Origin of the sequence: Richelia sinica FACHB-800 (assembly GCF_014698825.1) — a bacterium.
GTDB lineage: Bacteria > Cyanobacteriota > Cyanobacteriia > Cyanobacteriales > Nostocaceae > FACHB-800.
This window is the reverse complement of record NZ_JACJTT010000013.1, coordinates 71,569-98,138: the sequence shown is the minus strand read 5'-3', so window position 1 is coordinate 98,138 and position 26,570 is coordinate 71,569. Positions and strand designations below refer to the sequence as shown.

Here is a 26,570-nt window from a genome sequence, read left to right as displayed (position 1 = left end):
TAACTAGGATATTTTGAATATTAGGCGATGTTTGGCGATTAGTCATTGGTGGACGGAGACAGGGGACAGGGTACAGGTGACAGGGGACAGGGTACAGGTGACAGGTGACAGGGTAAAAAGCCTTTGAGTGTTTCAGTTTTAGTTATAGTTAATGTCTTAACTGCCTTGTTTGAGGCTGTTATCTTCTTTCCGTAGTTCAAAAGCCTGCTTTTGAAGTTATTTAATAAATAAATAGTATAGAAGTGCCACATTAGGAAATATAGATTATGAAGGTAAGTTTGCAGCCTACCCTGAGTGATGTCAATGTAGATTTGCATCAAGCTACTACTCAACGTCAGTTGGCGATTTCGATTTCGGCGGCAGGTGAAACTTTAGATCGCAATGCACCAATGAATTTATGTTTAGCTCTAGACCATAGCGGTTCTATGGGTGGGCGGCCTTTGGAAACGGTGAAGCAAGCTGCATGTCTGTTGGTTGATAGGTTGCGGTCTGAAGACAGATTAAGCATTGTGGTGTTTGACCACCGGGCTAAGGTCTTAATCCCCAATCAATTTATAGAAGATAGAGAATATATTAAACAACAAATTAAGGGACTGAGTGCAGATGGAGGAACTGCTATAGATGAAGGTCTGCGCTTGGGGATTGAGGAGTTAGCTAAGGGTAAGAAAGATGCGATTTCTCAGATTTTTTTGTTAACAGATGGTGAAAATGAGCATGGGGATAACGATCGCTGTTTGAAGTTTGCTCAATTGGCGGCTAGTTATAATTTGACTTTGAATACTTTGGGTTTTGGTGATAATTGGAACCACGATATTTTAGAAAAAATCGCTGATGCGGCTTTAGGCAGTTTATCTTACATTCAACAGCCAGACCAAGCTGTGGCTGAGTTTAGCCGTCTATTTACGCGGATGCAAACTGTGGGTTTGACCAATGCTTATCTGTTAATTTCTCTGTTACCTAATGTACGATTAGCAGAATTAAAACCAGTGGCGCAAGTGTCTCCCGATACTATCGAATTAGGGGTACAAGTAGAACCCGATGGTCGGTTGGCGGTGCGCTTGGGAGATTTGATGAAAGACGTGGAGCGTGTGGTTTTGGCTAATATTTATTTGGGACAGTTGCCAGAAGGAAAACAGGCGATCGCGAATGTTCAAGTTCGCTATGATGATCCAGCCATCAACCAAGTCGGGTTATATTCTCAAAATCTACCAATTCACGTTAATTCCACCGGGGACTACCAACCTGCTCCTAACCCCCAAGTGCAAAGATATATCTTAGCTTTGGCTAAATATCGCCAAACCCAGTTAGCAGAAATGAAGTTACAACAGGGCGATCGCGCTGGGGCGGCGACAATGTTACAAACGGCGGCAAAAACCGCTCTGCAAATGGGAGATGCAAGTGCGGCAACAGTGCTACAAACTTCTGCTACCCGCTTGCAAGCAGGGGAAGAGTTATCAGAAAGCGATCGCAAGAAGACCAAGATTGTCTCAAAAACCGTGTTGCAAGATGCTCCCCGCAAATGAAAGTGCAAATACTCTCGGCGCTAAATGATCCGAATATTGATGCGGCCCAATCGAGTAGCCAACGTCAATTAGCAATTTCTATTTCCGCTATCCCTGGTGAGTTCGACCAAAATTTACCCTTGAATTTGTGCTTGATTCTCGATACTAGCGGTTCCATGTATGGGGAACCAATGAATATTGTGATTCAAGCGGTTGAACAATTACTAGATCAACTCAAGCCAGGGGATGGTGTGACACCGAATGTAGGCGATCGCATCTCTATCGTTGCTTTTGCTGGCACTGCTGAGGTCATTATCCCTAATCAAATTGTCCAAGACATCGAAAGCATCAAAGCCCAACTCAAGGATAAGCTGAAGGCGGCTGGAGGGACGGTAATTGCTGAGGGCTTGTCCTTGGGGATTACAGAATTGATGAAAGGGACAAAAGGTGCTGTTTCCCAAGCTTTTCTTCTCACCGATGGGCATGGAGATGAGGGTTTACGGATTTGGAAATGGCAAATTGGCCCCAGCGATGATAAACGGTGTTTGGAATTGGCGAAAAAAGCCACTAAGGTCAACTTAACTATCAACACCCTTGGTTTTGGTCATGACTGGAACCACGATTTACTGGAGGATATCGCTGATGCCGGTGGTGGTAGTCTGGCTTATATTGAGCATCCTGAACAAGCTGTCAATCAATTTGGTCGCTTGTTTCGACGGATTCAGTCTGTAGGGTTAACTAATGCTCATTTATTGCTGTCTTTAGTTCCCGGTGTTCGTCTTGCAGACTTGAAACCCATTGCTCAAGTAGCACCAGACACCATTGAATTACCATTCGATGTAGAAAGCAGTGGTAGTTTTGTGATTCGGTTGGGAGACTTGATGCGTGAGGAAGAAAGAGTTGTTTTAGCGAATATTTACTTAGGACAATTACCTGAAGGTAAACATGTCATTGGTCATATTCAAGTCCGCTACGATGACCCAGCTGAAGATAAACAGGGTTTGCTTTCTCCCTTAATACCAATTTATGCCCATGTCACCAAGACTTACCACCCAACAATTAATCCTCAGGTGCAACAGGCTATTTTGGTATTAGCTAAGTATCGCCAAACCCAACTAGCAGAGGCTAAACTACAACAGGGCGATCGCGCTGGTGCAGCAACTATGTTGCAAACTGCCGCCAAAACCGCCTTACAAATTGGCGACACCAGTGCAGCCACAGTCCTGCAAACTTCTGCCACTCGTCTCCAAGCCGGCCAAGAACTCACCTCTGCCGAACGCAAGAAAACGAGAATTGTATCGAAAACTGTGTTACGGGAATAGTCTGCAAGGGTGGGCATTTGCCCATCCACAACATTAAAAATATAATTGTGAATTTTTAATAAATCGTAAAAAATTAAATATACGTGATCTCACTGAAAAAATCGGCATTTCTTTAGCAGTATTTACCCTGTTTATCTACAGTGAAAACATTAGACTATTAATAGCTTGCATCATGTTCTAATCTTGCTGTATCAAGAATTCCAGTTATGCTTGTTATCTTATAAACATCTTCTAATCAAACATCATTTTCAGAGTTATCACTTAAGGATATAAACTTGCTTGTTTAATATGTGTATCATTCTGCATTAATAATGTACTAATTATTACTATATACGCTTAGTCTTTTCAAAACAAAATTACATATAAATAGTTATAAATAATTTGCAACTACAGTTAAATGTGATTAATATAGCAATTAGTATGTTATTTACTACATAAATTAGTGAATCAAATGCTATTAAAAATTTCTAGGAATTGAAAAAAATGAACTTACTAATCTAATTCGTTACGAAATTTCATAAATAATTAGTAACTCATATTCTCTAATTAGCCTTAATTAACTGCACATTTCTGAATTTGAAAAAAGTAAAACAATAATTTTTTGTAATTGGAGAACAGAAAAATGATACGTGAAATTTTAATGTTTCTGCCTGGATTATCACAGTTTTTTACATCAGTAATTCTTCCTTTATCTGCACAATTATTGAAATTTACTTTACCCCGAATTATTAATATTCCTCGTTATCTACAATTATTATGGACTATATATAATGATTCTGGAACTAATTCCGAAGCTAGAAAATACCTTACCTGTCTCTTACTGATTATTAGTAGCATTCTAAGTTTTATGGCATATTCCTATGTTCCATTAACAGGTGTGCCAATCATTGGAGCGATGACGACTCCTGTTGCAGCAATGCTTGCTATTGTTATTATTTTAGCATCTTTAGATATAATATTGAAGCTGAATCGCGACTATTTATTGAGTCAATATCCTGAAGATTTGCAGTTTATTAATTCAGAAATTGATGCACTTAGTAATGTTTTAGGTAAACCTTGGGAAAACGTCATTAAACAAACACAGAATCTTCTGGATTCAGCCAAGGAGAAAATAGATGCAGATACTAATTATGACGACACAATTATAACATTAACTAATTCGTTTATTTCGTATTTAAGACCTCCTAAAGATGATGGTTCTCTCTCTATGGAAGAAATTAGACACCGAATTATTGCAGAAGGTCTACCCCCGCTAGCAAAAATAGGTGGTTCCATAACGGAAGGAATTACAGCAGGTACTCTTGCTGGAATAAGTGCTCACGGTACAGCAACAACTATATTTACTCAAGCTGGTTTATTAACTTCGCTAAAAGCAGCCTTTGGCTTATCCAGTGGAATAGCTATCAGTGGATCTGCTTACTCCTTATTAACTGTTGCGGCTCCAATTGGTTTAACAGCTATTATCGGGGGAGGAGTATTTCATGGAGTAATGCAAATAAGAAATGAAGGTGAAAAACGAAAAATAAGTACATTTATGGCAGATATTCTGATTGCTGGATTACCTATGGCTTGGATTGATGGAGATTTTTCTATTCATGAACAAGATACTCTGGAAAAATTGCTTCTTAACTCTGCAATTAATGAACGAGATGTAAAGCGTGTCCGTGCTGCTATGATTGAACAGAAAAGTTTTGAAGAAATTCTATATTCTGGAATTCTTAAGGAAGAAAATCCTGATAAAGCAAGACTCAAGTATCGCTTATTATTATGTACTGCTTGGGAATTAGCAACATCTGATGGTGTAATCAGTACAAAAGAAGTTGAATTGCATAATCGTATGGCAGAATTTATGAAGATTTCGGCTGAAGAAGTTACCGAAATTAGACAATTAATTTTGCTGAAATCAGGCATTAATATTAGGGAAAGAATTTCTATAATCCAGGGAGATATTACCCAAGAATCAGTTGATGCAATTGTTAATTCTAGCAATAAAAACTTAATGCCAGGACATAGAATAGGTTGGTTATCTTTGCCTTTTAACAATAAAAAAATTGATATAGCTATTCACAATGCTGCCGGACATGCACTACAAAAAGAGTGCCAAAATCTAAATAATTGTGATGTTGGAGAAGTAAAAATAACACAGGCGTATAATCTTCCATCTAAGTGGATATTACATACAGTTAGTCCATTTTATAGTGAATCTAATAGTCAAGAAAAATTAGCAAAGTGCTATCAAAATAGCCTAATTCTGGCACACAAAAAATCGATAAGTACGATTGCTTTTCCATCATTAGGTACAGGACAAGGTAAATTTCCTCTCGAACAGGCTGCAAAAATTGCTGTGACTGAGACTCTTGACTGTTTAAATAAGTATTTAAGCATAAAAGTAAAATTTGTATGTCATGATGAGGAAAGTTATGAAATTTATAGACAAACGTTGGAAGAAATCATTGGCTCACAGTTGGGAGAACCATTAAAACTTATGCCAGTCACGTCTTCTACACCTCTACTAGCTAATTAATAAAGGAGTCGTAACAAGATACAGAAGTATTACTGAGAAAAAAATAAAACATATCGCAGGTAGACAAAAGATATTTCTTCAGTATAAAAATATTTTGGATGAATATTTTGCTAGCCATCCAAAATCATTAAAATGGTATAGCATTTTCTAGTCTAATGAAGTAGAAAATTATCTACGTCCATCTGTGTGCATCTGCGTTTAATTATTACTACTTGTACCTCAACTGGATAGAAATAGCTATCTATAAGTTAAAACTATGAAAATATCTGGTGTGCATCACGTAGCAATTATTTGCTCTAATTATGAAGTATCGAAAAAATATTATGTAGATATTTTAGGTTTTGAAGTAATTCAAGAAACCTTTCGCGTAGCTAGAAATTCTTATAAATTAGATTTAAAAGTTGGCAATACCCAAATTGAACTTTTCTCTTTTCCTGAACCACCACCCAGGATGAGTAGCCCTGAAGCCTGTGGATTAAGGCATTTAGCGTTTGCAGTTGAAGACATAGAAGCCTCTGTTAAATATTTACAGTCTCACAATATCGATGTAGAAGCGATCAGAGTTGATGAGATTACAGGGAAGAAATTTACTTTCTTTAAAGACCCAGATAATTTGCCCTTAGAAATTTACGAAATTTAGCTGTTGTGGTTTTTAATTACCCTGCCTGTACTAATAAAAGAAATGCCTTGGGTTGATTGAGTACCAATCATCACCGCTTCAATTACAGGGTCAGATACTTCTTTCTCTGCTGCCCATTCAACTATAAAGTTAGCTCCCGCACCTCCTCCAATATCATTTCTATTGACTACGAACTCTGTTGAAGCCATGGGGCCAAGTTGCATAGGTTGGGCTAGATATTCTTGCATCAATTTACCTGCGGAATCATAGTAATTGACAGCAGTAATAATAATTGAATTGATAAAGTCTGTATTACGAATACTCAGAGTAGAAGTTAAATTAAACACTTTTTGCTGATTTTCGTAATAAATATGGGCATAAATAGGTACGTATACAGTTTGGCCGATTTTGATTTTAATATTGTCATTTAATTTATTAATTACCACTGCTGGAGATGGTGACAAGGTTTGAGCAGTGGTTGATAATTGATTAGGAGTATTCGGTATTTGGCAAGCTGTCAGAAAAATAAGAATTATTCCTAAACAAATATTGAGAGCTAATCTCATTTTTTCCTACTATGAATAAATACAAAATCGGTGCAGCAAAACTACACCGATTGTTTGAATGAATCGATTGACACAAGCCATGACCCTCACGTCAATGCTGAAGCTTGGGGTTTGGCAAAAATCATTCTTCCTGCGGAGGTTTGCAGGGCACTGGTGACAACTACCCGCAATTCTCCACCCACATAACCACTACCTTCTTCTACAACAACCATTGTCCCATCATCTAAATAACCGATGCCTTGACTAGGTTCTTTACCTTCCTTGAGAATTTTGAGGTCTAGATTATCTCCAGGTAAATAGGTAGGACGGACAGCATTTACTAAGTCATGAACATTTAAAACAGGGACTTTTTGCACACTAGCAACTTTCGATAAGTTGTAATCATTAGTTAAGAGTGTGGCATTGATTTCTTGAGCAAATCTCACTAATTTAGCGTCTACTGTGGCAATATCATCATAGTCAGAAGCATTGATCAGAATTCTTTCTGGATAAGCTTCTTTAATTCGGTTTAGAATTTCTAACCCACGTCTACCACGCACCCGCTTTTGGTCTTTGCTGGCATCAGCTACTTGTTGCAGTTCCTGGAGAACAAATTGGGGCACAATTATTGGCCCTTCTAGAAAACCTGTTTCTAGTAAGGCTTCGATGCGACCATCGATAATGCAACTGGTATCTAATACCTTAGTATTGGCAGGTTTGAGAGTTCCTTCCACCACCAAAGTTTCAACGGTGTTGGGGTTAATTAATCTTAATAAACCACGACCGTGAGCATCGGCCAAGTTCATACCAGTGACGGAGAGAATAATACTACCGACCACTGCCACTAGAGGTTTGATGAAGCTGAAATCTGGGGGAATGGGAAGTAAAAATAGCGGGGCTAACATGAGGTTGGCCAGTAATAGACCAATTACTAAGCCAATGGCGCGAGTTAAAATGGCTTCCAGGGGCATTTCTCGGACTTGGGACTCAAGACGACGATATGTAGTCTGGAAACTTAAGCCAATAGCACCACCGATAATGGCCGCAAATACAGCAACAACTAAACGGAGGGCTTCCAGATTTGTTACCCTCGCGAGTGTTGCCGTAGGTACTAAGTCGGTGCTGTAGTACCCTATGCCTGCTGCGGCTAGAATGAATGAGAAAATGATAATGACATCCAGCATGGTTGAGTTGTTTTCCTACAACATGTAGATACCCTATAGATTAAGGTATTTTTTATTTCTTAGGTTAGTTTGATTAAGAAATATAGAGTTAGACTAAGCTCGGAAGCCGCTAAGATATGCAAATATTATAACTAAAGGTTTTTTGCTTCATATTAGTCTTATTTTGGTTTGTAAATGATCAACATTTGTCAATAATTTCTGCATTTTCAATGGTTTTAATTGTTAAGAAAATCAATTTAATTTTTGCTGAGAATGAGTCAACCAGCGGTTATTTCTGGAGTTCCTAGTTCTGCTTACATACATATTCCCTTTTGTCGGCGGCGGTGTTTTTATTGTGACTTCCCGGTATCAGTGGTGGGCGATCGCTTGCGAGGGGAAACATCTGTTACTATTTCCCAATATGTTGAGGCACTATGTCAGGAAATCGCCATTGCACCTGTTTTTCATCAACCTCTAAAGACTATTTTCTTTGGTGGGGGTACTCCCTCGCTGTTATCAGCAGAACAGTTGGAGAGGATATTAGCAGCGATAGACAAGCGGTTTGGAATTGGGTCTGGGGTAGAAATTTCTATGGAAGTAGACCCAGGCACATTTGATTTAGCCCATATTGCTGGTTATCGTCACGCGGGGGTCAACCGGGTGAGTTTAGGAGTCCAAGCTTTTCAGGAGGAATTGTTAAAGATTGCTGGGCGATCGCACTCAGTTGCAGATATCTTCTCATCTGTAGAGTTAATAAACCAAGTCGAGATTCCCGAATTTAGTATAGACTTGATATCCGGTTTGCCACATCAGTCTTTAGAGCAATGGCAAGAATCTCTGCAAAAAGTGGTGGATATTGCACCAACTCACATTTCTATCTACGACCTAACTATTGAACCAGGAACACCCTTTGGTCGTTATTACCATCCAGGTGATACTCCCCTCCCTACAGATGAAACCACTGTGCAAATGTACCAATTGGGTCAGCAAGTTTTGACCAATTCCGGTTATCAGCATTATGAAATTTCCAATTATGCTCAACCAGGCCATCAATGCCAGCATAATCGAGTTTATTGGCAAAATCTTCCCTACTATGGTTTTGGTATGGGTGCAGCTAGTTATGTGCAAGGTAAACGCTTCACCCGTCCCCGCACCACAAAAACCTATTATCAATGGTTAGAAGCTGGTGCTGTAATTGACTGTGAAATCACTCCTCCAGAGGAAGTTTTGTTAGAAACATTAATGTTAGGATTGCGTCTAGCTGAAGGAATTCATTTACCCACTTTAGCCACCCAATTTGGTCAGCACATAGTAGGGGAAATTCAACAACATTTACAGCCTTATTTTCAACAGAGTTGGGTAGAAATCTATCAAGATAGACTCCATTTAACTGACCCCCAAGGATTTTTGTTTTCTAATGTTGTGTTAGCAGATTTATTTGAAAAACTGGCGTAATGATTTCCTGGAAACATCAATCTTTTATTAACTCTTCTATAGCTACAAATAAATCCCTGGTTAAATCACTCACTCCTGTTCTTAAAGCTTGTCGATTTCCCTGACAATTCTCCCATCTTTCACTAACAGAAATCGGTTCTCCAATCGTAATCGTTGCCTGTTTCCAACCTAAACGGGGTCTTCCCGGTAACGTAGAATCCTTAATGCGGGACAACATATCAAACATTAATAAAGCAGTTTCTGCAAATCTTTCCGCCTTTGGTTTTTCCTGAATATAATTAGCTGTAACAGCTACAAAACTTTCAGCTATTCGCATATGTTGCATTCTTAAATCAGCTTCCTCTGCAATCCAGTCAGCCAGACCACGTTTTAAGGGAGATAAACTACCAATATCTTCAATATCTTCGCGATAAATATAATTCCAACCAGCTTCTTCTAACCGCCGACATCTATCAATAAAATTACCCTGGGCTTGGACATGAAAATATTCTTCAGCAATTTGTAAAGCTGTGTCCATGAGTCGATGTAGTTTGGCGATTAAAATTTCATTTTTTTCAGTATCATTATCTGTTGTAATTTCTGGTAAATCTCGATGATAGAAGCGACGATAAAATTCTTCCATTTCGGTGATTAAATGTTCAGCCAAACGCAACAAGCGTTGATATAAAATATCTTCTTTCTTACCACCTTGACTGATTTCAGCACCTGGTAAACCACTATCCCTTTCTAACTTAGTTAATAACCAATCTATTTTTGTCCAAGGAGGGTTAATATAACTATATTTAATCCCAATTGGCACAATCAACACCGTTTCCTCTCGGTTGGCTTTTTGCACATCTTCCACACACCAAAATCCTAACTGTGCGACCCCCGGTTCTAAAGGACTAACAATACCACTATGTCCATTAGTTCCCCCTTCTGGGGCAACAGCAATGGGCATTTTCCCATTTAAAAATAATTCTCGCGCTCTTTGAATCGCCTGTCTATCAGCCCTTCTACCACGACGCACAGGAACACCACCAGCACGGGAAAATAACCATCCTAACCAATTTCCTGCCCATAATGTCATTCCCCGTTCATACATAAAATGGCTGTGAACTGGGTATTGCAGTTTAATTCCTTGCTGACGCGCGACTTGGGGGACAATACGGGATAGCAGATATAGCATAGAAAGAGGATCTTCTACTTCTGGGTGACGAAACGCCAATAAAAAGCGAATTTTCCCGGCTTGAAATTCTTGATATAGTTTGGCTAATATCTCCGCGTTTTTGGCTTCTATCCGCACAATACCCGCAGGAAGCCAAGGTCTAGTTCTCACCCGCAAAATAAAAGGAAGAACCCAGGAAAATAGCTGCAAGACCAAGGGATTATATCGTTCAGGAATAAATTTGAGCGGTGGTTGGGTAGAATGGATTGATTTAGGCAATTTAGTCTCCTAATAAGATGGTGAAAGTGATCCCCAAGGTAAATTTATATTGATAGCTTAATTATGATCATTCAGGGTTGAGGAGATGAATACATCACAAAACTTGAGACAGTTTGCACCGGCTACTCAACGTAACCGGGAACCTATTCTAGAACTGTTGTTGGAGGTACTGCCTGCAACGGGTACGATTTTGGAAATAGCTAGTGGCACTGGTGAACATGCTGTGTTTTTTGCACCTCGTCTTGCACCTCGTCAATGGCTACCTTCTGAAGCTGACCCCCAATTACGTGCGAGCATTGTAGCGTGGGCAGAACTGTTACCTAGCGACAATCTTTATCCCCCCATTGATATTGATGCCACTAGTTCAGAGTGGGTAGTAGAGAAAGAACCCTTACCCAAATCCCCAATTACTGCCATAGTCAACATTAATATGATTCATATTTCCCCTTGGTCTGCTTGTCTGGGACTAATGGCAGGTGCAAAGCGAATTTTATCACCAGGGGGTATCCTCTATTTGTATGGGCCCTACAAACAACATGGAGAACATACTGCACCGAGTAATGCGGCGTTTGATCAGTTTTTGAAAGCGCAAAATTCCGCTTGGGGTGTGCGCCATTTAGAAGATGTGATTGCCGCAGCCACAGCCCAGAGCTTAGTTTTGCAAAGCGTTCATCCTATGCCAGCTAATAACCTTTCGGTGGTATTTAAAAGGTGTAATGGAGGTTAGCGGACTCGAACCGCTGACATCCTGCTTGCAAAGCAGGCGCTCTACCAACTGAGCTAAACCCCCATGAATAATTTAAAATTACTAATATTCTTTTTTGCAAGAAAAAAGTAAATTTTAAGTATTGACAGTATCTTAACCTAATATTCTTTTTTTGCCAAGATGATGAGCCAAGAAAATATTTTAGTTGTAGCAGCCCTGTATAAATTTGTATCCTTGCCTGATTATAACGAGATGCAAGCACCCCTTTTATCTTTTTGCCAGGAGCAAGGAATTAAAGGGACAATTCTCTTAGCAAAAGAGGGAATTAACGGTACGATCGCTGGTTCTCGTCAATCTATTGACACTGTTTTAGCATTTCTCCGTGCTGACCCCCGGTTAGCAAATTTAGAACATAAGGAGTCCTACACAAATACACCACCTTTTGAACGGATGAAGGTGCGGTTAAAGAAAGAAATCGTTACCTTGGGTATACCGACTGTTGACCCTAATCAGTTAGTGGGAACTTATGTCACACCCCAAGAATGGAATCAGCTAATTTCTGATCCACAAGTGACGGTGGTGGATACCCGCAATGATTATGAAGTGATGATGGGTACTTTTCAACGAGCGCAAAATCCTCAAACCCAGTCATTTCGGGAATTTCCAGAATACGTGAGTCAAAATCTCGACCCCAGTACCCATAAAAAGGTGGCGTTGTTCTGCACCGGGGGTATTCGTTGCGAAAAAGCTACATCCTATATGCTGGCCCAAGGATTTGAGGAAGTCTATCACCTCAAAGGCGGTATTCTCAAATATTTAGAAGAAGTACCCCCAGAGGAAAGTTTATGGCAAGGGGAATGTTTCGTTTTTGATGAACGAGTCGGGGTCGGTCACGGTTTGGCAGCGGGAGATTATGAGTTGTGCTTCTGTTGTGGACATCCTATTGCGGACGCTGATAAAACTTCACCAAAATACGCAGAAGGGATTTCTTGTCCCCATTGTTTTGATGGTTTGACTGAGGAAAAAAGATTGCGTCAGCAGGAAAAATGGCGACAGTATCAATTAAAAATACAGCGCCATTCTCTTTGACAATTCAGGTATAGGTAACGGACAACTTCTCCAGATTTGGTATAATTTGTACTTAAGGGAAAATAGTAAGTCTCAGAAAAACTAAAGTATTTAAACATAAATTATACCCATCTCGGAGAGCAGCTAAGGATGAGAACTCTAGAGAGTAGATGGATTGCAGTTGTATTTGGGTGGTTGCTAGTTTCTGTGCCATCGGTGGCCACAGCTAACGATCCTGGCCTGTGTTTTATGGTGACATCATCAGGCAAAACTGTCAGCTTGGGTCAACTGTGTAAGGTGACAACTCCAACGGACACAGTAATTCGTGTACCGATTAAACGTCGTCAAGCGAAAACTCCCATCATTGATGTCAGATTTAATGGCAATCAAGTGTATGAGATGGTGTTTGATACTGGTGCTAGTGGCATTTTAATTACTCAGACCATGGCAACGGCTTTAAAGGTGAAACCAGAGGGAACAATGAAAGCCACTATTGCCGATGGTAGTATAGTAGAATTCTCAACAGGCATGATTGCATCTGTGGCTGTAGGTAGTGCGGTGGTGAATAATCCCAGAGTTACCATTGCTCCCAGGGCAAACATAGGTCTGCTAGGCCATGGTTTCTTTGAGAATTATGATGTACAAATTCTAGACAACTATATTGAACTGCGGCAGCGTTAAAATGTGATCGCCATACTCCAGCTAAGTTATTATTAAACATCTGAATGCGGCCCTATCATCAAATCCCTATCATTGAATGTGGTGAACCGTTAGTTAAGATTCCCCTAGAATTATTTGCCGTCGAATCTCCCCATCCCTATGAAAAATTAGGGGCAACCTATGGGGAATATTCACCCTACTATCTGCGGGAAACGGTGGTCGCGAATTTAATCAAGGCTCAAAATTATCTACATATCCTGCGTCCCCATTGGCACATCCAAATCTTTGATGGTTATCGTCCAGTGGCAGTGCAGCAGTTTATGGTTGATTACAGTTTTGGGGAAGCATTACGACAACGGGGACTGAAGGCAGCAGAATTATCACCCCAGCAACAAGAAGAAGTTTGGCAAGCTGTCTATGAAATTTGGGCAGTCCCCAGTTTAGACTTAAATACACCTCCTCCCCATAGCACAGGAGCAGCAGTAGATATTACACTGGTAGATGATACTGGGCAAGTTGTCGATATGGGTTCACCAATTGATGAAATGTCAGAGCGATCGCATCCAGATTATTATGCCCATCATCACCATCCCCAGTCCCAAAACTATCATTCTCACCGCGAATTATTAAAAGATGTGATGTTAAAAGCTGGGTTTCAACGGAATCCCAAGGAATGGTGGCACTTTTCTTTTGGTGATCAAATGTGGGCCTGGTTGTGTAATCAGTTTAATGCTGATGGTTCTACATCTGCACGCTATGGCAGAGTTATATAAATAAAAATGGTGTGTTACACAATTGTTAACACACCTTCAATATCATCAACATTTATCTTTTAGGCTTTCGCTAATTAAGTGAAGAATCAAAGAATTTGGTTGAATGCAGACTAGCAAGAAAAAATTATTTGAAAGCTTTTTGCAGTTTTTTGCGCTGAGAGATAGCTACTAAAGCAGCAAAACCTACAACACCCAAAGCAGAAGTTGGTTCAGGAACAACAGCTTTGAGTCCAGTGAATCTGTATACAACGTCATCGTAGTCCTGGTCACCACCGCCAAAAAGATCCTCAAATCCTACCAGGATTGATCCGTTTCCTTCATCGGTGTTGAGGTTATGCGCCAAACCATCTGCATTACGGCTACCGGGTCCATTTTTGAAGAAATCTCCAGTATTTGTGACATTTATACCAAAGATTAATTCTTGTCCATCAGCGAAGGGTCCTAAGTTAAAAGTTTTACCAACATCGTCCTTGTTGTTTCCAATTACTATACCAGTGGGAGAAACTAACTCAAGGATGTTGGTGAAACCAGCAGTGCTAGGCAGTATTGTTACTGTAACATCTCCACCTGAAGCGAAGAGTTTTCCACCTAATACTCCTGCTTCAGCAGTTGCTGCGGTTCCTAACGCCATAACTGCTGCGCCAGCAGTAGCCAGTGATAATTTTTGCAAAAGAGCTGATGGTGTCATATATCTTAAGTGAAAGTGCTGATATTTGTTTGTCTTACATACTTAAGTAATATACCCTGTTGTTAAAGTTGACGACAAGCCAATACAGAGAAAATTCATATAAAAATTACAATCAGAATAGTTATACATGTGTTATTCGTGGTGCTTCAATGCTTATAATCAGACGATTCTGGGCTTATCTTGGTCAGTAAAGTGGTTACAATTATCCGCAAAAACTTTATAAAGATAATGTAAAGCTTCTCTTTAGGTAGAGAAAATTTCATATTACTCTTGATACATAACCTCAAAATCCCAGGCACAGAAATTACTGACAGAGTAGTAAAAATATGAATGTGAGGTTTTTAGTTTGCTAGGAATTACGTCAATCTGCTGTGGGTTTGCAGGTTAACAATGGATTGAATCAGGTTGATTAACTAGCAACCTAATCATCAATGAGGGACAAAATACCGTACTTCCTGGTTTCAAGTGATGTTGCCCCCTCGGAAGAATAGAGATGAAATTGTTAAAATCCTGGTATCTTCATCACTACACAGGCATAACCTGCATAGCTATTCACCATGCTCCAGTATCCCCATTTGGAAAAAGCGTTAAAATATCACTTCGGTTACGACAACTTTCGTCCTGGACAACAACAAATTATCGAAGATGCGCTACAAAATCGGGATTTAATGGTGGTAATGCCAACAGGTGGCGGTAAATCTTTGTGCTTTCAATTACCTGCCCTATTAAAGCCAGGGTTAACGGTGGTGGTGTCACCGTTGATAGCGTTGATGCAAGACCAGGTGGAAGCGTTGCGAAATAACAACATTGCAGCGACCTTCCTCAATAGTAGCTTAAATCAGTATCAGGTGCGATCGCGGGAAGATGCCCTGATGAAAGGTAAGGTTAAACTACTTTATGTAGCCCCAGAACGTCTTGTGAGTGAAAGATTTCTGCCTCTTGTTGATGTAGTTGCGGAAAAAGTCGGTATTGCTAATTTCGTCATTGATGAAGCACACTGCGTTTCCGAATGGGGCCATGATTTTCGTCCCGAATATCGACAATTAATTCTTCTCCGCAAACGATATCCCCATGTGCCAACAATTGCTTTAACTGCCACAGCTACAGATAGAGTCCGGGCTGATATTATTCAACAATTAGGATTAAAGCAGCCAAGTATTCACATTGCTAGTTTTAATCGTCAAAATTTATATTATGAAGTCCGGGCCAAAAGTAAACGCACCTATGCAGAATTATTAGAAATAGTCCGAGAAAATGAAGGTTCGGGAATTATTTATTGTTTAACTCGAAAAAAGGTAGATGAATTAACTTTTAAACTGCAAAATGATAAAGTTTCTGCCCTGTCTTATCATGCTGGTTTAAGTGATGAAGAAAGGGCAAAAAATCAAACGCGATTTATTCGGGATGATGTGCGAGTAATGGTAGCTACAATTGCTTTTGGCATGGGAATTAATAAACCAGATGTGCGGTTTGTAGTCCATTATGATTTACCACGCAACATCGAAAGTTACTATCAAGAATCAGGTAGGGCTGGACGAGATGCAGAACCGTCAAGATGTACACTTTTTTATAGTTACAGTGATGTAAAAACCATTGAATGGAGTATTAATCAAAAACCTGATTCCCAAGAACAATTAATTGCCAAACAACAATTACGACAAATAATTGATTACGCTGAAGGCACTGTGTGTCGTCGCACCATTCAATTAGGTTATTTTGGTGAAAGATTTGCAGGGAATTGTGGCAATTGTGATAACTGTCGCTATCCTAAACCGGTGGAAGACTGGACTATTGAAGCCATGAAGTTTTTATCTTGTGTGGCTAGGTGCAAAGAAAGATATGGAATGCTCTATATTATTGATGTGTTGCGGGGTGTGAAAAATCAGAAAATTACCCAGAATAAACACGACCAATTATCTACCTATGGCATAGGCAAAGATAGAACTGTAGATCAGTGGAGAATGTTGGGGCGATCGCTTTTGCATCAAGGCTTACTCGACCAAAGCAGCGATGGTTACTCTATTTTAAAGCTGAACCCCCTCAGTTGGGAAGTGATGCGAAAACAGCATCAAGTGCTAATTGCAGTGCCTGTAACACCCAAAATTACCTGGGAAGACAGAACCGGCAAAGCTGCGGAAGTAGAGGAATTGATGTACAGATTGCGATCGCTACGTAAGCAACTAGCTGATGAACAGTATGTCGCACCTTACATGGTCTTTCCTGATTCTACCCTCAAATTAATGGCCCAAATGCAGCCGAGAACCTTAGATGAATTTGGTCAACTTTCTGGTGTAGGTAGCCATAAATTAGACCAATATGGTGAAAGATTTATCGCGGAAATCCAAGCTTATCTTCATCACAAAGATTCTCAAAAAACGCAACTCAATTCTTCTCTCTACCCTGAATCTGTTTCCGATACAGAATTAACCACATTACATTTATATCAACAGGGTTTAACCGTCACAGAAATTGCCCAAAAACGCAACATTCGTCCTACAACTATTATCCGCCATTTATCAGATTTAATTGAAAAAAATCAACCTGTAGATTTGAATCAATTAATTCCTTTAGAAAAACAAAAAAAGATTTGGCAAGTTTTAGAAGTGCTAGGGGATATTTCCCTCACACCCATCAAAGAATATTTAGGCGATAGTTATAGTTTTGATGAAATTCGTTTAGTCAGAGGCAGATGGCGAAAAGAAAAGGCGAAAAAAGTTTAAAACTATGCTGTTGTATAAACCTCGTCGGGAGATGGGCTAAAAAATTTCCACGTTCGACTAATATTTCGTGTTTGTATTTGTTCATCTATTTTAGACAAATTTATTTGCAAATATGATGCTGAATGGTTCCGAGAACAGGTGAGCGAATATTGCGATGAAGTGCTGATTACAGATGACCATGGAGCCATTGGAGATGCGATCGCACGAGTTGAACCTTCTGCTATATTTGGTACACAGATGGAACGCCATGTAGGCAAGCGTTTGGACATTCCCTGTGGTGTCATCGCTGCACCTATTCACGTGCAAAATTTCCCCATAGGTTACAAACCATTTATGGGTTATGAAGGTACCAATCAAATCACCGATTTAATCTACAATTCCTTCACTTTGGGAATGGAAGACCACCTGTTAGAAATCTTTGGTGGACACGATACAAAAGAAGTAATTACCAAAGGAATTTCCGCAGAATCTGATTTGAATTGGACTAAAGATGGTTTAGCGGAATTGAATAAGATTCCTGGTTTTGTTCGGGGTAAAGTGAAGCGAAATACAGAAAAGTTTGCCCGTGAACGAGGAATTAAGGATATCTCGGCTGAGGTTTTGTATGCAGCTAAGGAGGCTGTAGGGGCATAGATTTTGGAGTGAATTGATAACATTACGAGGTAAGGATTTATTTATCATCTTTACCTCTTAATTTTTTTGCTTCTAAGGATTGACAAATACCTGTAGTTAAAAGTATATTAAGATTATTATAAAAAATATTAAGATTAACTATAAATGAAAAAACAACTGAATATATTCCAAGCCAGACTAGCATTGTTAGCAGAACTAGCTGAGGCTGGCATTAAGCATACTCCTGAAAAAATAGTGCGAATTGCCAAGCAAGTAAATGGCAAAATTGTGTTTTTAGAAGAGGGAAGCGCAGACGCAGGACTTCAGCACATATTAGAAGAACATTCTTCACAATTTGCTGATCAGGGAATAGGAGCAGACCAAATACCAGATGCAATTATTACAGCTTTAACCGAAGGTAAAATGGTTGGTTATCAGGGAAGAAAAAAAACTCGCACTATTTATGAATTTAACTTTAATGGCAAAACTCACTATATCTCTGTAACTGTAAGCGATAATGGATATATAGTAGGAGCTAATCCCAGAACTTCCCTATAATTCGGTAAAGTAACTATGGCAGAACCAATCAAACTCATGGCTGATTATGGATGCTACCCTCTCTGGTGGGCTAGTTCCGATAAAGCTGGAGATATTGAGCCTGAGACACTGCCACTCAGCAAAGAAACTATTAACCGATTAGAAAAATGGGCAGATAGTTATGATGCCAAATTGAACTGGGAAAACCCTAATTTATCAGGTTTTCCCAGTTTAGAGGCTAAAGCAGCTTTTGAAGCAGAAGGCATTAGTTTGTGGAAACAACTGCAAAAAGAACTGACACCTAATTATGAAGTTGTTTATTTCAGTGAAACTTTGCGTAAAGTTGTCACTGATATGAATGAATTAGAATCTTCTCTTCCTGCTTATGTTTAAGAGATAGTCAGAAAATTAAACCATGAAAACAGCCACCCTATTTCAGTGGGTAGAACTAAAAAAAAGATGTTCCCAACAGTCATGTAAAAGCTGGTAATAGGGGGGTTTTTTTGATCATCTCAACCCTAAAAAGACGCAGCCATAACCAGGATATATTTTAGAAGTATTTGCAGATGGTGAAAATCTAGATGTAATTTCTGTATGAGGAAAATTCCACCATGTCCAAACAAACAAGCTTAACTGATGCGCGTAATAACCTAGATAACATCTGCGCTGAAGTAGTAGCAGATAGAGAAGTCATGATTATTACCCGACCTGACGGTGAAAACTTGCCCTCATTGCTGCTGACGAATTAGAAAGTTTATTAGAAACAACTCATTTACTGCGCTCTCCGAACAATGCAGCGCGTCTAATAACTGCTTTAGAAAGAGCAAAAGCCAGAACTTTAAAACCGCAAAGTATCAATGAACTACGTCAGGAGTTGGGAATTGATAACGAAGAAGAAGGATGAACCCAAACACCAAGAAATTAAAGTTTGAGATTCCTTCCCTTCGGTCGCAGTGACGAAAATATGTTAATCTGGCGGAAGTCTTATTAATAGAAAGACCTACTTTAATTTGTGTAGATAAAAATTTTTATCTCAATTTCTTGTATATTCTGCTAAACAAAATGCCTAAATTACCATATCAATTTGTGGCGATTACTGCCTTAATTCCTACATTAATAGTCTCAGGTACACAAGCTGAAACACCAGAAGCATTTACCAACAAACAATTAAATGAACAATCACTGATGGCAGTGAATTGGGTGCAACAATCGGGAGAATATAGAGCTTTAGTTTATCAAGCATTTAATATAGGAAAAATTATTTTTGACACGGCTAAAACCAAAAATATTAGTCGTCCAGCAGTAATTGTTGATATTGATGAAACAGTGCTGGATAATAGCCCTTATCAAGCAGGGCTATTCGATACAAATAATGGCTTTGAATTGCAGAGTTGGAATAAATGGCTAAAAGCTGCAAAGGCGAAAGCTGTGCCAGGGTCTGTTGAATTTGTTAATTATGTAAATAGCAATGGTGGCAAGGTATTTTTCATCTCTAATCGAGATGCCAAAAGTACAAAGGATGGGAAAATTAACGATTTGGAAGCAGCGACTATTAATAATTTAAAATCTGTTGGCTTTACAGGTGTAAATGAACAAACTGTATTGCTCAGAGGTGAGTTTAGTAAAGTTATTAATGGAAAGGAAAATAACTCTAAACAATGGCGATTAGATGCTATCAACAATGGTATCGCTGATGGAAATAAACATACAATTGTTGCTTTTGTTGGTGATAGTTTGAATGACTTTGATGAGGCAGCAGGGAGAAATAACCAGCAACGTCGTGATTATGTAGATAAAAACCGTAATTCTTATGGGGTTTTTGATATCACAAATGCAGGTATGATACAACCAGCTTATATTGCTATACCCAATCCTATGTATGGTAATTGGGAAATAGGAATGTATGACCCAAAACCATTTAATAAACAAACTACGTTGGAAATGACTCCTGGAGAAAGAAGTCAACAACGGAAGGAGTCTTTAAATCGTTGGTTAGCTGACTAAATAGGTCAACATGAAACAACTTAAAATGGAAATATTGGGATTGTTTCATTCCACTTTGTTGCAGATGGGTAATGCCAAGCTTCGCTAATGTAATGATGTTTTATCAATGTGAATTTGACGAAAATAGTATGACCCCTCTCCAAACCTCTCCCCGCAACGGGGAGAGGCTTAAAAGCTAGATTTTATGATGCTAATGACAGATGAGAATGTCCCTCTCAGTTCTATAAGGTGCGTTAGCCTACGGCATAACACACCCTACGTGCAATTTATATTTCTTCATATACATTAGATTGTTTCCACCGACTTATTTACAGGGTTTAGCAATGCTAAACCCCTACTGGGTTCGCAATGATGAAAATACGCTATACCAAATCTAAAAATGTTGGCAACAGATGATTAACCCACCCGCGCTGCCGCGCACCCTCCCCGCAAGCGGGGAGGGTTGGGAAGGGGTTTTCTCAATGTGTTGGTTGCTTTTGGCGAATTGGTATTAATCTTGCGTAAGTCTTATATCTAAACAAGTCTTTCCCTTCTCATACCAATTCCATAAAAGAATGCGACAGATGCGTAGGTTGGGTTGAACAAAGTGAAACCCAACCTACATCTGTAACAATCATTTTTTAAATTGGTATCACATGGTGCTTGTTTGTTGATGCTGGGTTGGTATTAAATAAATAATTCCCGAAATTACCGTTAAAGCGACAGAAACCCAAAAGGCAATAATAGCAGGAATGTCTGACTGGGGTGATAAAGGTGCGATGAGGAGAGAGACAGCGATAATTTGACTGACGGTTTTCAGCTTACCCCAAATGTTTGCACCGGAAATTTTGGTTTGGTTGACTCGCCAACCAGCGATCGCTAGTTCTCGCGCTAAAATTACAAATACTCCCCAAGCTGGGACTTTTCCTAACTCCACCAGCACCAATAAAGGTGCAAGAATCAGGAATTTATCTACCAGTGGGTCGAGAAATTTGCCTAAATCGCTAATCTGGTTTAGCTTCCGCGCTAAATAGCCATCTAACCAATCAGTTAAAGCAGCAATTAAAAATATTGTCAAACATATCCATTGTGCTTCAATACTAGGATTGTATAATCCATACAGCAAAAACGGTATTCCCAGCAGTCGCGAAAAAGTAATCCAGTTGGGTATGGTCATAAGAAATATGCGGATAGCGGGGGACAGGGGACAGGTTACAGGTTACAGGTTACAGGGGACAGATAGTTAGAGGTATTTTCATCTATCATTTTAGGATTGCTATAGATTAAAAATTTACATAAATACCTAGAAATGGCTGGCAAATTTATTGTCTTTGAAGGTGTGGAAGGCTGCGGCAAGACAACACAAATGCACCTATGTGCGAAGTGGTTAGAAGATTTAGGAGTGCCTGTAATTTTAACTCGCGAACCGGGGGGAACGGAGTTAGGAAGGGAGTTACGGCGGTTATTATTAGAAAAGTCAGAGGATAAGCCTGTTGGTGAAGTGACAGAATTATTATTGTATGCAGCAGATAGGGCCCAGCATGTACAACAGGAAATTAAACCGCACCTAGCGGCAGGTAAGTATGTTTTGTGCGATCGCTATATTGACTCTACCATTGCCTATCAAGGTTATGGCCGTGGTTTAAGTATGAGTTTAATCAATCAACTCAATCATATTGCCACTGGTGGGCTAGAAAGTGACTTAACAATTTGGTTAGATGTAAATGTAGAAGTAGGACTAGCCAGAAAACGTGGTAGTGAAGAGGTTTTAGACCGCATTGAACAGGAAAATATTTCTTTCCATCGTCGTGTTCAACAAGGCTATTCTGAGTTATCTAGCCAAAACCCATCTCGTATTGTGGCTATAGATGGCAACTTACAGCCAGATGCTGTACATCAACTAATTAAGAAAATTTTAGGCGATCGCTTGTTAAATTGCTAATTTGAGAATTTATGTTTGCACCATTAGTCGGACAACAACAAGCTGTGGAATTACTCACCCAAGCTGTCAAGCACAACCGAGTAGCACCAGCTTATCTATTTGTTGGCCCTGATGGTGTGGGCAGAAGTTTAGCGGCACAATGTTGGATTGAACTCATTTTCTCTACCAAACTGGCACCTGAGCAAATTCCCATTTTACAAAATCAAATTCGTCAGCGAAACCACCCAGCTTTGTTATGGGTGGAACCCACCTACCAATACCAAGGACAACGTTTGACCGCAGCGGAAGCCGCAGAAAAGGGGGTAAAACGTAAAGCACCGCCGGTGATACGTCTTGAACAAATTCGCCAAATCACAGAGTTTTTATCCCGTCCACCATTGTCAGCACCAAGAAATATAGTTGTACTGGAACAGGTGGAAACTATGGCGGAAGCTGCGGCCAATGCCTTACTGAAAACTTTGGAAGAACCAGGACAGGCAACTTTAATTTTAATTGCCCCTTCTCCAGAGTCAATTTTGTCTACCTTGGTGTCACGCTGTCAACGCATTCCCTTTTATCGGTTAGATAATGCTGGTGTGGCACAGGTGTTGACCCAAACAGGTCACAGTGAAATTTTACAGTATCCCGCCATTCTCAACATAGCATCTGGTAGCCCAGGTAGTGCGATCGCTTCCTACCAACAACTGCAAAATATCCCCCAGGAACTACTAGAACAAGTTGCCAAAATTCCCTCATCCCAGCGTCAAGCTTTGGAAGTAGCCAAAAAAATCGACAAAGAACTAGATACAGAAACTCAGTTATGGTTAATTGATTATCTGCAACAATCCTATTGGCAGCTACAACACCAGCCGGAAATGATTGCACAATTAGAAAAAACTCGCAAAAATTTGCTTTGTTACGCCCAGCCTCGCTTAGTGTGGGAATGTACATTTCTTGCCTTGTGGCAAATATCCAAAGCCAATACCATCAGATGATCCCAGATGCTTGGGGGTGATAAAATTCACTATCAAATCTGGGTAATTACGAGCGCGGCAGGGTTCGAACCTGCGGCCGATTGCTTAGAAGGCAATTGCTCTATCCACTGAGCTACGCGCCCTTTCCTCGATGTTTGGTACTTCCAACAAAGCACCTATGTGATTATATTCATAATTTCTATTTATTGGCAATAGTCAATAGAAAAATTTATATTTCCCAGTTGTGATTTCCGACTTTGGTTAGCTGATGTACACTAAAAACGAAATAAATCGAATATTTAGATATATTGTGGTGTCAAGGGCAAATTTCTGACTAGTACAAATGCTCGTTAGTTTTCATACTAAATTGATGTATTTTGCTCCAGAAAAATCCTTGATGTTTAATAATAAATTATACTCAGGGTAATGTTTTCACCTCTGACTATATACTTTATCCTACCAATGCCCCTGAGAGGAGTTATTTGCTAGTGCCATGTTTATTCTTAAGCGGCAGGATGTTGAAATTTCGACTATTCAGCACCCATCAAAAGATCAGCAGGTGCCGGTCCTCTATTATCAGGGGCAGACCTTTCGCCTAATCAGCGTTTTCAAAGCTAGTGAAGAAGTAGAAGCTAAAGCCTTTTGGCGATCGCTTACTGACAATCGACGCAAAGCTTGTGTGTTGCTAGAGGAACCAGAACGTTACAGCGTTTGGGGTAAAATCCGCCTAGAGCAGCTATCTAATGACACAGGTAACCACAGTAAAACAGAAGCGTTAACTGTAGGTACACTGACACTGCTGCAAGCTGTGTATTTAGACATTGAAGAGTTATTAGGTAATCGCCAAGCTGGGTTATTTGAAAAAGATATGGCCACAGTCCTAGTGCAAAAGCAATTTCCTGCCATATCCTCCATTGACTCAGTGAAAGCCTTATTAACCTCAGACATAACCCAGATGCCCCAATTGCCACCTTGGCAAGAAACACATGTGATTATTCTCCTGGAAGAACTGTACAGGTTAGGAAAAACTTATTTTGGTGATACTAACTTTGCTCATCAACTAGATGAACGGTTACAAGACATGGAAGATGACGAGCGATCGCTGTTTCTCAATTGGTTAAATCAATCCCCACTCCGCAAGGTTTGGCAGTAGCATGGATCTTAATTCATGATTGAAGGCACCGCCTTTAACTACTTGCTTTTTACGCCAAAATATGTATAGTCTGCGAAACTTTTAACTTCAGACCGCCCCACCAAAGGCAAATCAAAAGTTAAATCCCATGCAGACAACAAGAATTTAACCACCAGTTGACTCCAACTCAGATATAGCTGTTGTTTTTTATCCCTTTCCATTCACCCATTGCCTTTATCCTTGACCCCCGTTCCTTCTCCCAGAAATAAAGCAACAATTATGCCAAAAATACTACTAGCATTTACCTAGTTGAATCCTATGAGTAAATCCTACGAAAATTCATATCGCTCTAAATCGATTTTAACCACTCAAAACCTCATCTTGGCAAGTTTGAGTTGGGGAGTCCTAGCCCTGCTGTACTTTTTGCTATTTAGTGCCAAAATTCCTGGACCAACAGGCATAGAAACCCGCGCCGAATGGTATGTAATTGGCACAAATATTTTTGAAGCTGTGGCATATTTAGGTGCTAGTCTTCTATGCTTGAGGAATTGGCGTAGTAACCAAATCATTAGTAGCCGTAAAGTATGGATGCTGATTGGTATAGGTATGCTGGCCTATTTTGTCGGTGGCATCTTTTTTGGCTATACAGAGCTAGTGTTAAAAGAGGAGCCGGATGTATCTATAGGTGATATATTTTTTGTTTTGACTTATTTGTGCTTGGGAACAGGAATGGTTTTAGCCTTATTCTCCCGACGAATCAATTTAGAAGCATGGCAATGGTTAACTGTGGTTTTGGTAGGAGGATTGGGAAGCTTTCTAGCTTGGTGGATTTCTCAACAACAGCAACCCTCCTCAAATCAACTGGCCTTGCTCCTCAACTGGTTTTACATAGTTAGTGATGTGGTGCTATTAATTATCGCCACCATCATGCTCCTAGCTTTTTGGGGAGGAAAAGTTTCTCTATCCTGGCGGATGATTGCCGCCGCCGCATTTTCCCTTTACATTGCAGATATGTGGTTTGGGTATGCCAAGGATCTTCCCAATTATCAAAGTGGAGACATACTAGAAGTATTTTGGGTGTTTAGTGGAGTGTTATTTGGTATGGGCGCTGTCCTAGAATACGACGCATCCTTAAGCCTCAAGCGGCGTGCCAGTGGACGCAAACGAACTTAGCAAAAATTTGGTATCTACCGTGAGAAAATTAACCGATTCCGACAAAAAAGAAATTCTCAAGTTATATCGAGAGACTGCCGAAACAACTTCAACATTGGCAGAAAGATATGACGTGAGCAATTCCACCATTAGCCGTCTGCTCAAGAGCACTTTAGCAGAAGAAGAGTACGAATATCTGGTTTCTCTCAAACGCGCCGCTAGAACCCCTGAAGGCAGAGCGCAGGTGAGTTATGAGCAAATACCTCTATTGACTCAACCAGAGCCAGAAACAGAGCAATTTAGCCCCAGTGTAGAAGTAAAACTACCGGAGGTACAGCCGGCCAAACTAAAATTAGAAGCAGTCGCTGAAGCCCCAACGGTGCCCCGTCCTGTGCCAGTCATTAGAAGGGTGAAAACACGCTCTTCTGCCAACGAACAACCACCAGCGCCAGCATCAGCACCAGAGGTCAATGAAGAATTAGAAATCATCAGACACAAACCACCCCAAATTTCTCCCATTAGCCCTCCCATCAGCCGCCCCCTACTGGATGATGACCGTCCAGAAGTCACGGCTTTAGCGGAGATGTTAGGAGAGGAATTAGATGATAGTGATGATCTAGATGATTTAGACGACGATTTTTATGAAGATGATGAAGACTTTGACGATGAAGACTATGGGGAGCCAACACCCTTAGTTTCGAGACGCAGACCAGGGGAAGCCCCTGTTCAAGTCTTACCATTGTCAGTCGCCCATCTACCTAAAACTTGCTACTTGGTCATTGACCGGTCGGCGGAGTTAATTACTAGACCACTCAAGGATTTTGGTGATTTAGGCACCATTCCCATCATCGAAACCCAGCAGAGAACCCTGCCAGTTTTTGATAACCACCGAGTGGCAAAACGTTTCTCCACCAAACGCGATCGCGTGATTAAAGTGCCTGACAGCAGAATGCTCCATAAAGCCCGTACCCATCTCCAAGCCAAAGGTATTACCCGGCTATTGATTGATGGCCAGGTATATTCTCTGTCTATGGTATAGGAGGCAGGGGGCAGAAGTTACAGGAGTTACAGAAGTTGCAGGAGTTGCA

At 40.1% G+C, this 26,570-nt stretch carries 25 protein-coding genes, 2 tRNA genes and 1 pseudogene; 20 read left to right on the top strand and 8 right to left on the bottom strand.

Going from position 1 to position 26,570, the window contains the following annotated elements; genetic code table 11:
• Nucleotides 1–266 precede the first annotated feature (266 nt).
• The 4 genes from H6G73_RS11810 (at nt 267) to gloA2 (ending at nt 5,988) form a co-directional block, all read left to right on the top strand.
• Complete coding sequence (locus H6G73_RS11810) at nt 267–1,523, top strand: vWA domain-containing protein (protein ID WP_190604580.1); 1,257 nt, start codon at nt 267–269, stop codon at nt 1,521–1,523.
• On the top strand, nt 1,520–2,824 hold the full coding sequence (locus tag H6G73_RS11805) for a vWA domain-containing protein (protein ID WP_190604577.1): 1,305 nt from the start codon (nt 1,520–1,522) through the stop codon (nt 2,822–2,824). The genes H6G73_RS11810 and H6G73_RS11805 overlap by 4 nt, the downstream gene beginning before the upstream one ends.
• 622 nt (nt 2,825–3,446) lie before the next feature.
• The gene (locus H6G73_RS11800) at nt 3,447–5,348 is read left to right on the top strand and encodes a macro domain-containing protein (RefSeq protein ID WP_190604575.1); all 1,902 of its coding nucleotides are present in this window, start codon (nt 3,447–3,449) and stop codon (nt 5,346–5,348) included.
• Nucleotides 5,349–5,604: 256 nt separating this feature from the next.
• Complete coding sequence (gene gloA2 / locus H6G73_RS11795) at nt 5,605–5,988, top strand: SMU1112c/YaeR family gloxylase I-like metalloprotein (RefSeq protein ID WP_190604572.1); 384 nt, start codon at nt 5,605–5,607, stop codon at nt 5,986–5,988.
• On the opposite strand, the gene H6G73_RS11790 is transcribed toward gloA2, so the two are convergent.
• Nucleotides 5,985–6,533, bottom strand: a complete 549-nt coding sequence (locus tag H6G73_RS11790) for a DUF3124 domain-containing protein (RefSeq protein WP_190604570.1) — start codon at nt 6,531–6,533, stop codon at nt 5,985–5,987. The genes gloA2 and H6G73_RS11790 overlap by 4 nt on opposite strands.
• Nucleotides 6,534–6,619: 86 nt before the next feature.
• Complete coding sequence (locus H6G73_RS11785) at nt 6,620–7,696, bottom strand: PIN/TRAM domain-containing protein (RefSeq protein WP_190604568.1); 1,077 nt, start codon at nt 7,694–7,696, stop codon at nt 6,620–6,622.
• 252 nt (nt 7,697–7,948) lie between these two features.
• Between H6G73_RS11785 and hemW the strand changes: the two genes are divergently transcribed.
• Nucleotides 7,949–9,130: a radical SAM family heme chaperone HemW gene (gene hemW, locus H6G73_RS11780; RefSeq protein ID WP_190604566.1), complete on the top strand. Its 1,182-nt coding sequence runs from the start codon at nt 7,949–7,951 to the stop codon at nt 9,128–9,130.
• 16 nt (nt 9,131–9,146) lie between these two features.
• On the opposite strand, the gene H6G73_RS11775 is transcribed toward hemW, so the two are convergent.
• Nucleotides 9,147–10,556 carry a lysophospholipid acyltransferase family protein gene (locus H6G73_RS11775; protein WP_190604564.1) on the bottom strand — a complete coding sequence of 470 codons (1,410 nt, stop codon included), beginning with the start codon at nt 10,554–10,556 and terminating at the stop codon, nt 9,147–9,149.
• A gap of 85 nt (nt 10,557–10,641) precedes the next feature.
• Here H6G73_RS11775 and H6G73_RS11770 point away from each other — a divergent pair, with 85 nt between their 5' ends.
• Nucleotides 10,642–11,283 carry a DUF938 domain-containing protein gene (locus tag H6G73_RS11770; protein ID WP_190604561.1) on the top strand — a complete coding sequence of 214 codons (642 nt, stop codon included), beginning with the start codon at nt 10,642–10,644 and terminating at the stop codon, nt 11,281–11,283.
• On the opposite strand, the gene H6G73_RS11765 is transcribed toward H6G73_RS11770, so the two are convergent.
• Nucleotides 11,274–11,346, bottom strand: a tRNA-Ala gene (locus H6G73_RS11765). The two genes, H6G73_RS11770 and H6G73_RS11765, sit on opposite strands and share 10 nt — an antisense overlap.
• A gap of 99 nt (nt 11,347–11,445) precedes the next feature.
• On the opposite strand from H6G73_RS11765, the gene trhO reads away from it, so the two are divergent.
• The 3 genes from trhO to H6G73_RS11750 all read left to right on the top strand — a co-directional run bounded on the left by trhO (nt 11,446) and on the right by H6G73_RS11750 (nt 13,763).
• Nucleotides 11,446–12,351, top strand: coding sequence for an oxygen-dependent tRNA uridine(34) hydroxylase TrhO (trhO, locus tag H6G73_RS11760; RefSeq protein ID WP_190604612.1), 906 nt, complete (start codon nt 11,446–11,448; stop codon nt 12,349–12,351).
• 129 nt (nt 12,352–12,480) lie between these two features.
• Nucleotides 12,481–13,011: a retropepsin-like aspartic protease family protein gene (locus tag H6G73_RS11755; RefSeq protein ID WP_190604559.1), complete on the top strand. Its 531-nt coding sequence runs from the start codon at nt 12,481–12,483 to the stop codon at nt 13,009–13,011.
• Between the two features lie 44 nt (nt 13,012–13,055).
• Nucleotides 13,056–13,763 carry a M15 family metallopeptidase gene (locus tag H6G73_RS11750; protein WP_190604557.1) on the top strand — a complete coding sequence of 236 codons (708 nt, stop codon included), beginning with the start codon at nt 13,056–13,058 and terminating at the stop codon, nt 13,761–13,763.
• Between the two features lie 124 nt (nt 13,764–13,887).
• Here H6G73_RS11750 and H6G73_RS11745 read toward each other — a convergent pair whose 3' ends face one another.
• Nucleotides 13,888–14,451 (bottom strand): DUF4114 domain-containing protein, encoded by a 564-nt coding sequence (locus H6G73_RS11745; RefSeq protein WP_190604554.1) that lies wholly within the window; start codon nt 14,449–14,451, stop codon nt 13,888–13,890.
• A 557-nt stretch (nt 14,452–15,008) separates the two neighbouring features.
• On the opposite strand from H6G73_RS11745, the gene recQ reads away from it, so the two are divergent.
• The 6 genes and pseudogenes from recQ to H6G73_RS11715 all read left to right on the top strand — a co-directional run bounded on the left by recQ (nt 15,009) and on the right by H6G73_RS11715 (nt 20,324).
• Nucleotides 15,009–17,171, top strand: a complete 2,163-nt coding sequence (gene recQ / locus H6G73_RS11740) for a DNA helicase RecQ (RefSeq protein WP_190604552.1) — start codon at nt 15,009–15,011, stop codon at nt 17,169–17,171.
• A 105-nt stretch (nt 17,172–17,276) separates the two neighbouring features.
• Nucleotides 17,277–17,804, top strand: a pseudogene (locus H6G73_RS11735) (nitrogenase component 1); the annotation flags it as partial.
• Between the two features lie 144 nt (nt 17,805–17,948).
• The gene (locus H6G73_RS11730) at nt 17,949–18,341 is read left to right on the top strand and encodes a hypothetical protein (protein ID WP_190604550.1); all 393 of its coding nucleotides are present in this window, start codon (nt 17,949–17,951) and stop codon (nt 18,339–18,341) included.
• Nucleotides 18,342–18,356: 15 nt separating this feature from the next.
• Nucleotides 18,357–18,713: a hypothetical protein gene (locus H6G73_RS11725; RefSeq protein ID WP_190604548.1), complete on the top strand. Its 357-nt coding sequence runs from the start codon at nt 18,357–18,359 to the stop codon at nt 18,711–18,713.
• Nucleotides 18,714–18,931: 218 nt separating this feature from the next.
• Nucleotides 18,932–19,069, top strand: coding sequence for a hypothetical protein (locus H6G73_RS24980; protein WP_313947784.1), 138 nt, complete (start codon nt 18,932–18,934; stop codon nt 19,067–19,069).
• Nucleotides 19,070–19,382: 313 nt separating this feature from the next.
• The gene (locus H6G73_RS11715; RefSeq protein WP_190604546.1) at nt 19,383–20,324 is read left to right on the top strand and encodes a 5'-nucleotidase, lipoprotein e(P4) family; all 942 of its coding nucleotides are present in this window, start codon (nt 19,383–19,385) and stop codon (nt 20,322–20,324) included.
• A 631-nt stretch (nt 20,325–20,955) separates the two neighbouring features.
• On the opposite strand, the gene pgsA is transcribed toward H6G73_RS11715, so the two are convergent.
• The gene (gene pgsA / locus H6G73_RS11710) at nt 20,956–21,480 is read right to left on the bottom strand and encodes a CDP-diacylglycerol--glycerol-3-phosphate 3-phosphatidyltransferase (protein ID WP_190604544.1); all 525 of its coding nucleotides are present in this window, start codon (nt 21,478–21,480) and stop codon (nt 20,956–20,958) included.
• Between the two features lie 132 nt (nt 21,481–21,612).
• On the opposite strand from pgsA, the gene tmk reads away from it, so the two are divergent.
• Nucleotides 21,613–22,245 carry a dTMP kinase gene (tmk, locus tag H6G73_RS11705; RefSeq protein ID WP_190604542.1) on the top strand — a complete coding sequence of 211 codons (633 nt, stop codon included), beginning with the start codon at nt 21,613–21,615 and terminating at the stop codon, nt 22,243–22,245.
• 11 nt (nt 22,246–22,256) lie between these two features.
• Nucleotides 22,257–23,219: a DNA polymerase III subunit delta' gene (locus H6G73_RS11700; protein ID WP_190604540.1), complete on the top strand. Its 963-nt coding sequence runs from the start codon at nt 22,257–22,259 to the stop codon at nt 23,217–23,219.
• Nucleotides 23,220–23,268: 49 nt separating this feature from the next.
• Here the strand turns inward: H6G73_RS11700 and H6G73_RS11695 are convergent.
• Nucleotides 23,269–23,341 (bottom strand) — tRNA-Arg (locus H6G73_RS11695).
• Nucleotides 23,342–23,691: 350 nt separating this feature from the next.
• Between H6G73_RS11695 and H6G73_RS11690 the strand changes: the two genes are divergently transcribed.
• Complete coding sequence (locus H6G73_RS11690) at nt 23,692–24,351, top strand: Npun_F0813 family protein (RefSeq protein ID WP_190604538.1); 660 nt, start codon at nt 23,692–23,694, stop codon at nt 24,349–24,351.
• A 38-nt stretch (nt 24,352–24,389) separates the two neighbouring features.
• Here the strand turns inward: H6G73_RS11690 and H6G73_RS11685 are convergent, their stop codons facing one another.
• Nucleotides 24,390–24,551, bottom strand: a complete 162-nt coding sequence (locus H6G73_RS11685) for a hypothetical protein (protein ID WP_190604536.1) — start codon at nt 24,549–24,551, stop codon at nt 24,390–24,392.
• 97 nt (nt 24,552–24,648) lie between these two features.
• On the opposite strand from H6G73_RS11685, the gene H6G73_RS11680 reads away from it, so the two are divergent.
• On the top strand, nt 24,649–25,503 hold the full coding sequence (locus H6G73_RS11680) for a hypothetical protein (protein ID WP_190604534.1): 855 nt from the start codon (nt 24,649–24,651) through the stop codon (nt 25,501–25,503).
• Nucleotides 25,504–25,522: 19 nt separating this feature from the next.
• Nucleotides 25,523–26,521 (top strand): transposase, encoded by a 999-nt coding sequence (locus H6G73_RS11675; protein ID WP_190604611.1) that lies wholly within the window; start codon nt 25,523–25,525, stop codon nt 26,519–26,521.
• Nucleotides 26,522–26,570 lie beyond the last annotated feature (49 nt).

Excerpts from the sequence above, each read along its gene's own strand:
- H6G73_RS11810 (WP_190604580.1), top strand. The coding sequence starts at position 267 with ATGAAGGTAAGTTTGCAGCCTACCCTGAGTGATGTCAATGTAGATTTG.
- H6G73_RS11805 (WP_190604577.1), top strand. The coding sequence starts at position 1,520 with ATGAAAGTGCAAATACTCTCGGCGCTAAATGATCCGAATATTGATGCG.
- H6G73_RS11800 (WP_190604575.1), top strand. The coding sequence starts at position 3,447 with ATGATACGTGAAATTTTAATGTTTCTGCCTGGATTATCACAGTTTTTT.
- gloA2 (WP_190604572.1), top strand. The coding sequence starts at position 5,605 with ATGAAAATATCTGGTGTGCATCACGTAGCAATTATTTGCTCTAATTAT.
- H6G73_RS11790 (WP_190604570.1), bottom strand. The coding sequence starts at position 6,533 with ATGAGATTAGCTCTCAATATTTGTTTAGGAATAATTCTTATTTTTCTG.
- H6G73_RS11785 (WP_190604568.1), bottom strand. The coding sequence starts at position 7,696 with ATGCTGGATGTCATTATCATTTTCTCATTCATTCTAGCCGCAGCAGGC.
- hemW (WP_190604566.1), top strand. The coding sequence starts at position 7,949 with ATGAGTCAACCAGCGGTTATTTCTGGAGTTCCTAGTTCTGCTTACATA.
- H6G73_RS11770 (WP_190604561.1), top strand. The coding sequence starts at position 10,642 with ATGAATACATCACAAAACTTGAGACAGTTTGCACCGGCTACTCAACGT.
- trhO (WP_190604612.1), top strand. The coding sequence starts at position 11,446 with ATGAGCCAAGAAAATATTTTAGTTGTAGCAGCCCTGTATAAATTTGTA.
- H6G73_RS11755 (WP_190604559.1), top strand. The coding sequence starts at position 12,481 with ATGAGAACTCTAGAGAGTAGATGGATTGCAGTTGTATTTGGGTGGTTG.
- H6G73_RS11750 (WP_190604557.1), top strand. The coding sequence starts at position 13,056 with ATGCGGCCCTATCATCAAATCCCTATCATTGAATGTGGTGAACCGTTA.
- H6G73_RS11745 (WP_190604554.1), bottom strand. The coding sequence starts at position 14,451 with ATGACACCATCAGCTCTTTTGCAAAAATTATCACTGGCTACTGCTGGC.
- recQ (WP_190604552.1), top strand. The coding sequence starts at position 15,009 with ATGCTCCAGTATCCCCATTTGGAAAAAGCGTTAAAATATCACTTCGGT.
- H6G73_RS11730 (WP_190604550.1), top strand. The coding sequence starts at position 17,949 with ATGAAAAAACAACTGAATATATTCCAAGCCAGACTAGCATTGTTAGCA.
- H6G73_RS11725 (WP_190604548.1), top strand. The coding sequence starts at position 18,357 with ATGGCAGAACCAATCAAACTCATGGCTGATTATGGATGCTACCCTCTC.
- H6G73_RS24980 (WP_313947784.1), top strand. The coding sequence starts at position 18,932 with ATGTCCAAACAAACAAGCTTAACTGATGCGCGTAATAACCTAGATAAC.
- H6G73_RS11715 (WP_190604546.1), top strand. The coding sequence starts at position 19,383 with ATGCCTAAATTACCATATCAATTTGTGGCGATTACTGCCTTAATTCCT.
- pgsA (WP_190604544.1), bottom strand. The coding sequence starts at position 21,480 with ATGACCATACCCAACTGGATTACTTTTTCGCGACTGCTGGGAATACCG.
- tmk (WP_190604542.1), top strand. The coding sequence starts at position 21,613 with ATGGCTGGCAAATTTATTGTCTTTGAAGGTGTGGAAGGCTGCGGCAAG.
- H6G73_RS11700 (WP_190604540.1), top strand. The coding sequence starts at position 22,257 with ATGTTTGCACCATTAGTCGGACAACAACAAGCTGTGGAATTACTCACC.
- H6G73_RS11690 (WP_190604538.1), top strand. The coding sequence starts at position 23,692 with ATGTTTATTCTTAAGCGGCAGGATGTTGAAATTTCGACTATTCAGCAC.
- H6G73_RS11685 (WP_190604536.1), bottom strand. The coding sequence starts at position 24,551 with ATGGAAAGGGATAAAAAACAACAGCTATATCTGAGTTGGAGTCAACTG.
- H6G73_RS11680 (WP_190604534.1), top strand. The coding sequence starts at position 24,649 with ATGAGTAAATCCTACGAAAATTCATATCGCTCTAAATCGATTTTAACC.